Consider the following 248-nt stretch of genomic DNA (forward strand, 5'->3'; position numbering starts at 1 on the left):
GGTCGCCCTTCTCGGCCTTGTCGAGGCCGAATGCGAGCGCGGCCGCGGTCGGCTCGTTGATGATCCGCTTGACTTCGAGGCCCGCGATGCGGCCGGCGTCCTTGGTGGCCTGGCGCTGGCTGTCGTTGAAGTACGCCGGCACCGTGATCACGGCTTCCGTGACCGGCTCGCCGAGGTAGTCTTCGGCCGTCTTCTTCATCTTGCGCAGCACTTCCGCCGAAACCTGCGGCGGCGCGAGCTTCTCGCCG

The 248-nt window shown here is 68.1% G+C and carries 1 protein-coding gene; it reads right to left on the reverse strand.

The window, feature by feature from the left end; genetic code table 11:
• Nucleotides 1–248, reverse strand: a 248-nt coding sequence (locus SB764_RS43285; protein ID WP_410867206.1) for an Hsp70 family protein, incomplete at both ends; no start/stop codon positions are given.

The sequence above is a fragment of the Paraburkholderia sp. SIMBA_027 genome, from assembly GCF_046535315.1.
Taxonomy (GTDB): Bacteria; Pseudomonadota; Gammaproteobacteria; order Burkholderiales; family Burkholderiaceae; genus Paraburkholderia; species Paraburkholderia tropica.